At 74.2% G+C, this 7,532-nt stretch carries 3 protein-coding genes; all 3 read right to left on the bottom strand.

Translation table 11 applies throughout. The annotated features are described in order from the left end of the window. On the bottom strand, positions 1–2,087 hold a 2,087-nt coding region (locus tag ONA70_RS33120), incomplete at its 3' end, for a type I polyketide synthase (RefSeq protein ID WP_265010422.1). Further along, entirely contained in the window at positions 2,084–4,399 is a 2,316-nt protein-coding gene (locus tag ONA70_RS33125; protein ID WP_265010423.1) for a lantibiotic dehydratase family protein, read from the bottom strand. The genes ONA70_RS33120 and ONA70_RS33125, both read right to left, overlap by 4 nt. Continuing rightward, the coding region (locus tag ONA70_RS33130; RefSeq protein WP_265010424.1) for a condensation domain-containing protein at positions 4,396–7,532 on the bottom strand (3,137 nt) is incomplete at its 5' end. The genes ONA70_RS33125 and ONA70_RS33130, both read right to left, overlap by 4 nt.

Genomic DNA, 7,532 nt, shown 5'->3' on the forward strand with positions numbered 1-7,532 from the left:
GCGGTCACCGGCTCGGGTGCGCCGGCCAGCACGCAGGTGTTGGGCCCGTTGCTGATCGCCACGGCGACCCCGTCGGGCAGCAGGGGCGAGATCTCGTCGGCGCCGCGCTGCACGGCGAGCATGCGGCCCTCCGGCGCGGCCTGGACCAGACGGCCCCGGGCCGCCGCGAGCCGCAGCGCGTCGGGCAGGTCGAAGACCCCGGCCACGGTCGCCGCCACCAGCTCACCGATGGAGTGGCCGATCATCGCGGCGGGCGTGACACCCCAGTGCCGCCACAGCATCGCGGTGGCGTATTCGACGGTGAACAGGGCGGGTTGCACCACCGCGGGCTCGGCCAGCCGCTCTTCGGCACCGGGCTGCGTGCTGAAGATCAGCTCGTGCGGGTCCCAGCCGAGGATCCGGCCGCATTCGTCCACGGCGGCCGCGAACACCGGCTCGGTCGCGGCGAGGCGCGCGGCCATGCCGGGGTGCTGCGAGCCTTGGCCGGGGAAGAGCAGGCCCACCCGGGGCACCGTCGCGGCGTCCCCGCTGGCCCGACGCTTCGGGTCGGCCAGCGCTGCGGCCGCCTGGGCCCGGTCCACCGCGACGACGGCGGCCCGGTGCTGATAGACCGGCCGTCCCTCCCGCAACGTGTACGCCACATCGCGCAGCTGAAGCTCCGGCCGGTCGGTGAGCCGGGTGGCCACCTGGGCGCACGCCGCCACCAGCGCGGCCGGGGTCGCGGCGGACACCTGGATCAGCTCGCCACCACCGTGATCCGGCGCCGTGGCGGGTGCGGGCGGCGGTGCCTCCTGAAGCACCAGGTGCGCGTTGGTGCCGCCGAGGCCGAGCGAGCTCACCCCGGCCCGCAGCGGCCGCTGCTCCTCGGGCTCCCACTTGGTCAGCGTCGACACCACGTAGAACGGGCTCGCCGCGAAGTCGATCTCCGGGTGCGGCCGGTCGTAGTTGATGCTGGGCGGGATGAGCCGTTGCTGCATCGACAGCACGGTCTTGATCAGGCCGATCACGCCACCGGCCGCGCTGAGGTGGCCGATGTTGGCCTTGGTGGAGCCGACCCCACACCAGCCCCGCTCGGTGGCGCGCCGTCCGTAGGCCGCCGTCAGCGCCGCGATCTCGATCGAGTCGCCGAGGACCGTACCGGTGCCGTGGGCCTCGACGTAGCTGACCGAGCGCGGGGCGACGCCGGCGACCGCGAGGGCCTGCACGACGACCTCCAACTGCCCGCTGACGCTGGGCGCGGTGAAGCTCGCCTTGGTCATGCCGTCGTTGTTGACCGCGCTGCCGATGATCAGCGCCCGGATGTCGTCTCCGTCGGCCAGCGCGTCGGACAGCCGCTTGAGCACGACGACCCCGACCCCGCTGCCGTAGACGGTGCCGTTGGCCTGCGCGTCGAACGGGCGGCAGTGCCCGTCGGCGGACGTGTACCCGTCGTCGGCGACGTACCCGACGGCGTGCGGCAGCTCCACGCACACCCCGCCCGCGAGCGCCGTGTCGCACTCGCCGTTGCGCAGCGCCTCGCTGGCCAGGTGTATCGCCACCAGCGACGACGAGCAGGCGGTCTGCACGGTCATCGCCGGGCCGCGCAGGTTGAGCCGGAACGACACGGTGCTGGCCAGGTAGTCGGGCTTGTTGCCCAGCGACACCCGCAGCTCACCCGCGTCCGCCAGCGCCTGCGGGTTCCGCCGGACGTTGAGCCACTGGTAGAGGTCGGCGTTGCTGCCCGCGTAGACGCCGATCTCGCCGTCGTAGCGGGCCGGGTCGCAGCCCGCGTCGATCAGAGCGGCGTGCGCGTGCTCCAGGAACAGCCGCTGCTGCGGGTCGGCCAGCTCCGCGTCGCGCGGGCTCATGCCGAACAGACCCGCGTCGAAATAGTCGAACTGGTCGAGCACGGCCGCCACCGGCACGTACGCCGGATCGTCGAGTTCGTCCTCGCTCACCCCGCGCGCCAGCAGCTCGGCCCGGCTGAACCGGGTGAACGACTCGGTCCCGTCGACCAGGTTGCGCCAGAACTCCTCCGCCGACGACGCCCCGGGTACGCGCAGGCTGAGCCCGACGATCGCGATCGGCTCCACTGTCTCGTTCGTCACGGCATTCCCTCCGGCGCGGCCGAATCGGTGATGTGCAGGCGCAGCTCGCTGACGTAGTGGCGGCCCTGGCCGTCGGGCAGCCACGCCTGCGGCAACCCGGGCAGCAGCTCCGACACCGTCACCGGCACGTCGTCGCCGCCCGCCTGGTGTGCCGCCCGCAGCAGCAGGCACAGCCGGTTGGCGTAGAGCGGGCTGGTCAGGTCGACGTACGTGGGCTTGAGCTCGGTGGCCACCCGGATGAAGACCCGCTCCGGCAGGCCCAGCGCGGCCCGCCACCGGCGTACCGTGAGGTAGCGCTGTGCCTGGTCGATGGCGCTGGTCAGGCCGGTCTGCCCGACCGTGGTGCGCCACGTCTCCCGGGCCAGCACCAGTTTGTCCACGGTGACCCGGGGGCTGTGCGGGCGCTCGGTCATCAGCTTGAACGCGTCGGCGGCATGCACCGCGATCAGGTCGGAGAACACCTCGACCAGCGGCCAGCGGGTGCCGTCGGGCCCGGTCGCCACCACGGCACCGTCCGCTTCGGACACCAGGACGGCGCTGGCCGGCACGAGCCGGTCCCGGCAGGCACCCGGTGCGTCGGCGAACGCGAACTGGTAGTCGCCCGGCCCGAACAGCGACGCCGACAACCGGCCGCCGACCCGGGGGAAATCGACCGGGTAGATCGGGCGCAGCCGTCCCGAGCCCAGGTCCGCCGCGTACGCGCGCCGCAGCCGGTCCAGGTCGGGATAGCAGTGCGTGAACAGCTCGGCGTTGAACGTCGCGAACGCCGCGTGCAGCTCACCGAGCACCGCCCCGAACTCGCCGTCGGCCAGCGCCTGCGGCGACTCCACGAAGATCTGCAGGTCCGGGCTGTGCACCCGGCCCGCACTCCAGCCGGGACGGGTCGCCGGGAACTGCTCGGCCACCCGGGGCGCCAGCTCGGCCGAGTCGAACTGCAGCCGCGTGGCGTCGGCGGGCAGGTCGGCGAGCCCGAGCACCCGTTCCCAGCGGGAGGCGAATTCGTGCTCGACCCGATCGACGGGCCGGTCGCCGGGCCCGAACAGCGGACCCTGAGCGAAGAACCACAGGTCGCCGAGCCGGACCGGTCCGTCGGCGCTCAACTCGACGTACAGGTCGCGCAGCGCGTCGCCGTACGCCGTGGCCAGTTCGGCGGTGAGCCAGCGGGCCGCCTGCAACGCACACGCCAGTGCCGGGGCCAGGGAGGCGAGCAGGCCGGTGCCGACCGTGAACTCCACGTCGCGGGCGGTCTCCTCGTGGCACAGCGCCCGCCCGGCGTAGTTCTGCCCGGCCCGCCGGCGCGGCGGCAACCCGGTCAGGTCGGTGAATTCGGCGTCCAATGCGGACAGCGCGTCGGCCAACGCGGTGGGGTCACCGGCGGCGTCGGCGACCCTGGTGCGGGCTCCGGTCAGCCGGTTCAGCCCGGCCAGGGCGCTTTCCCGCAGCGCCGGGTCGCCGATGGCGCCGATCCGCTCGCGCAGGCGCGCCTCTGCGGCGAAGCCCTGCGGCAGGTCGAAGTCCCAGCGCAGCAGGCCCCGTTCGGCCAGGTGCGCCAGCAGCAGGAACCCCTCCTCGGCCCGGCGTACGCCGGCCTGCTCGTCGCGGACCAGGTCCTCGACGATCTCCCGCGCGGGGCGGCTGCCGTCGCACCATGCCAGCGCGATCGACTCGGTCAGCGACACCGGCGTCGGGCGCTGGGCGGGCCGGTGCACGACCCGCCCGTCCAGGCAGGCGTGCGGCGCCAGGGCCGGGGCCAGCCACGCCCGCACCAGCGGGTCTGCCGCCAGTCTGTCCGCGTACGCGGACAGGACCCAGTATTCGAGGTAGACGGCGCGCTGACGGAGCAGGCCGGGGCCGGGCTTGGTGGTGATGGTGGCCGGGCCGGATTCGACGGTGCCCCAGCACACCGGCCCGAAGAAGCCGATGGTTTCGCACTTGGCGACATAGCGCTGCCAGTACCCGGCGACGACGTTCTCCCGGCCGCGGCGGCGGACGTTGCGTGGCCCGTCCGCGCCGTCCTTGACCAGCCCGTCGAGCGCCACCAGGACGTCCGGATTCTGCCAGGTCACGGCCTCACGGAACAGCGGGTCGGCGGCGATCTCGCACACCGCCGCCGAGGACGCCCGGGTGGCGTCGGCGTACGCGGCCGTGAACGCCGACGCGTCGAGGTCACCGGCGAGGTGACGGTCGGCGGCGCCGGCGCAGTCCGGTGCGGCGAAGCGGTCCAGGCCGTCGGCGGGGAAGCCGGCGCTGCGCAGCAGCGCGTCACGCCAGACCGACCAGCCGGTGTCGCCGAGTGGGACCAGGTGCGTCACGCCGGATCGCCCTCCACAGCGGGCTCTCCGATCGAGCGGCGCCGGGCGCGCTGCAGGCGGACGGCACCGCGGCGCGCGGCCCGTTCCACCGCCGCGTCCTCGGCGCTGTCACCAGGCGATTCCGTGGACGCGCGGGCGCCGTCCAGGTGCGTGGCGAGCGTACGGACGGTCGGATGGCGGAACAGGTCCACCAGCCGCAGGTTCGTGCCGAGCAGCCGGTTGAGCTGCCGCTGCACGACGGCGACGGCTAACGAGCCACCGCCGACGTCGAAGAAGCTGTCCGTCGCCGCCACCTCTGGTACGCCGAGCACGTTGCACCAGACCGACGCGATCTGGCGTTCGGTGGCGGTGGCCGGGCGCTCGGTGATCGCGCCCGACCGGCCCACGGCCCGCTTGACCCGGGCGGCCCGGGTCACGTCGCCCGGCCTCCCGGCCGGGATGGCCGTCCAGCCGGGCAGCTGCGACACGGGCTGCTGCGGATCGGCGGCTCCGGCCCGGAGCATCTGCTCGACCTCGCCGAGCACGGCCGCCATCAGGCCGGTGCCGTAGACATCCGGGTTGAAGACGATCTCCACTCGCAGCTGCCCGTCCCGGGTCACGCCGTAGAGGGTGAGGTCGAACGGCGACCCGGGCGCGGCCACCGGCACCGGCTCGCTGCCGAGCCCGGCCAGGTCCAGCTTCGGCTCGTCGAACGTATACATGTTGAACAGCACCTGCACCAGCGGGCTGCGGTCCAGCAGGCCGCCGAGGCCGAACCCGCCGACGATGCGTTCCACCGGCGCTTCCGGGTGCGCGAGCGCGGCGAGGAGTTCTTCCCACGCGGCGCGCACATGCGCGGCGAAGCCCGCCTCGGGAGCCTGACGCAGCCGCAGCGGTGCTATCTCGATGAAAAACCCGACCATCCGCTCGAAGTCGGCGGCTCGCCGGTCCACCGTGGGCGTGCCGATGACCAGGTCCGAGTGGCCGGTGCGCCGGGCCAGCACCAGCGCGAACGCGGCCAGCACGGCGGCGGCCGGGGTCGCGCCGAGCCCGGCGGCGAGGTCGGTGAGGGCGGCCGTCGCGGCCCGGTCCAGCCGGGTGGTCACGGTCGCGCTGGTGAAGGTCTGTTCGGCGGGCCGGTCTTGTCCCCCGGGCAGCTCCACCACGACCGGTACGCCGGTCAGGTGCTCCAGCCACCAGTCCAGGTCCTGCTCGGCGCGTCGCCGCGAGCGGTCGGCGCGCCACGCGACATAGTCACCGTAGGTGGCGGGCAGTGGCGGCAGCGGCTCCCCGTCGCCGAGCGCGGAGCGGTAGGCGGTGGCGAGGTCGGCGTAGAACAGCGACTGGGACCAGCCGTCGAACACGGCGTGGTGGGCGTAGACGGCCAGCACGTGCTCGTCGGCGCCGGTCCGGATCAGTTCGGCCCGCCACAGCGTGTCGGTGGCCAGCGTGAACGGTGCCGTAGCACCCGCCGCGAGGTGTGTGGCGAGGTCCGTGCCCGGGGCCAGTTCGCGCACGGGCAACGGCACCGGCGCGGACGGGTCGGCCACGGCGTACGGGACGCCGTCGGTGTCCGGGATGCGCCAGCGCAGGATCTGCTGGCGGTCCGCGACGGCGGTGAGCGCCGTGGCCAGGGCCGCGATGTCGAGGGGGCCGGTGAGCCGTTCGGCGAAGGCGACGTTGTAGGCCGACGCGGCGGCGAGGAAGTAGCGGTCGAGGAACCACAGCCGCTGCTGCGCCGGGGACAGGGCTGGTGGACGGCCCCGGGTGACGGTGGCCGGGCTGGCCGCGGCGGCGGCGTCGGCGCGGGCGGCGACGCCGCGCAGCGTACGCCCGATCAGCACGTCCTCGATCGCGATGTCCCGGCCCAGCCGCTCCCGCAGGTCGGCGACCAGCCGCATCGCGATGATCGAGTGTCCACCGTGGTCGAAGAAGTCGGCGTCGCGGCCGACGGCCGGCTCGTCCAGCAGCACCGCCCAGGCCTGCGCGATCAGGCGCTCGGTGTCGGTGGCCGGTGCCTCGCCCTCGGGTGCCGGGGCGGGTTCGGCGGCGGTGAGTGCGGCCAGCCGCTCGCTGTCGATCTTGCCGTTGATGGTGATCGGCAGCGCGGCCATGGTGAACATCCGCGCCGGGACGGCCGCGGGCGGCAGCAGCCGCGCACAGTAGGCGCGCAGGTCGGCCACGTCCAGGCCGGTCGCCACGTACGCGACGAGTTCCTGCCCGCCGGGGCCGCCGCGCGCCTGGACGCTGGCGTTGCCCACCTCAGGGTGGCGGCGCAGCACCGCCTCCACCTCGCCGAGCTCGATCCGCTGTCCCCGGATCTTGACCTGCCGGTCGGCCCGGCCGAGGAATTCCAGGCTCCCGTCCGGCAACCAGCGGGCCAGATCACCGGTGCGGTAGAGCCGCTGCCCGGGCTGCTCGGCGAACGGATCCGGGATGAACCGCTCCGCCGTGAGCGCGGCGTCGAACAGGTACCCGCGCCCGAGCCCCGGCCCACCGGCCAGCACCTCGCCGATCTCACCGGGACCGACCTCGCGCAGGCTGTCGTCGACGAGGTGGATGCGGTGGTTGGCGGCGGGCTTGCCGATCGGGATGGGCCGGGTCCAGGTGCCGCTGCCCTCGAACCAGGTCACCAGCACCGTCGCCTCGGTCGGGCCGTAGACGCTGATGAACCGGCGGCCCCCCTCGGTCCACCGGCCGACCTGCTCCGGGCCGGTCGCTTCCCCACCGGTCATCACCAGCCGTACGCCGGGCAGCCGGGCCGGGTCCAGCAGCGGCAGGATCGGCGGCGGCAGCACCACGACGTCGACGCCCTGCTCGGCGCACACCCGGTAGAGCCGGGTCGGGTCGGCCCGCTCGGCGTCGCCGGCCAGCACGACCGTGCCGCCGGCGGCGAGCGGAGCGAGCAGGTCGGCCACCGACGCGTCGAACCCGATCGAGGCGAAGGCCAGGCACCGGGTCGCCGCGCCGAAGTCGGCGAAGTCCGCGATGTTGATGACCTTCTCGGTCAGCGCCCGGTGCTCGATCACCGCGCCCTTGGGCTGCCCGGTCGACCCGGACGTGAACATCACGTACGCCGTGGTGGACAGCGTCGCGGGCGCCGGCCGCCAGGGCGCCGTTTCGGCTGGTACGCCCAGCACGGTCAGGTCGCCGA

It is taken from the genome of Micromonospora yasonensis, assembly GCF_026013475.1.
GTDB lineage: Bacteria > Actinomycetota > Actinomycetes > Mycobacteriales > Micromonosporaceae > Micromonospora > Micromonospora yasonensis.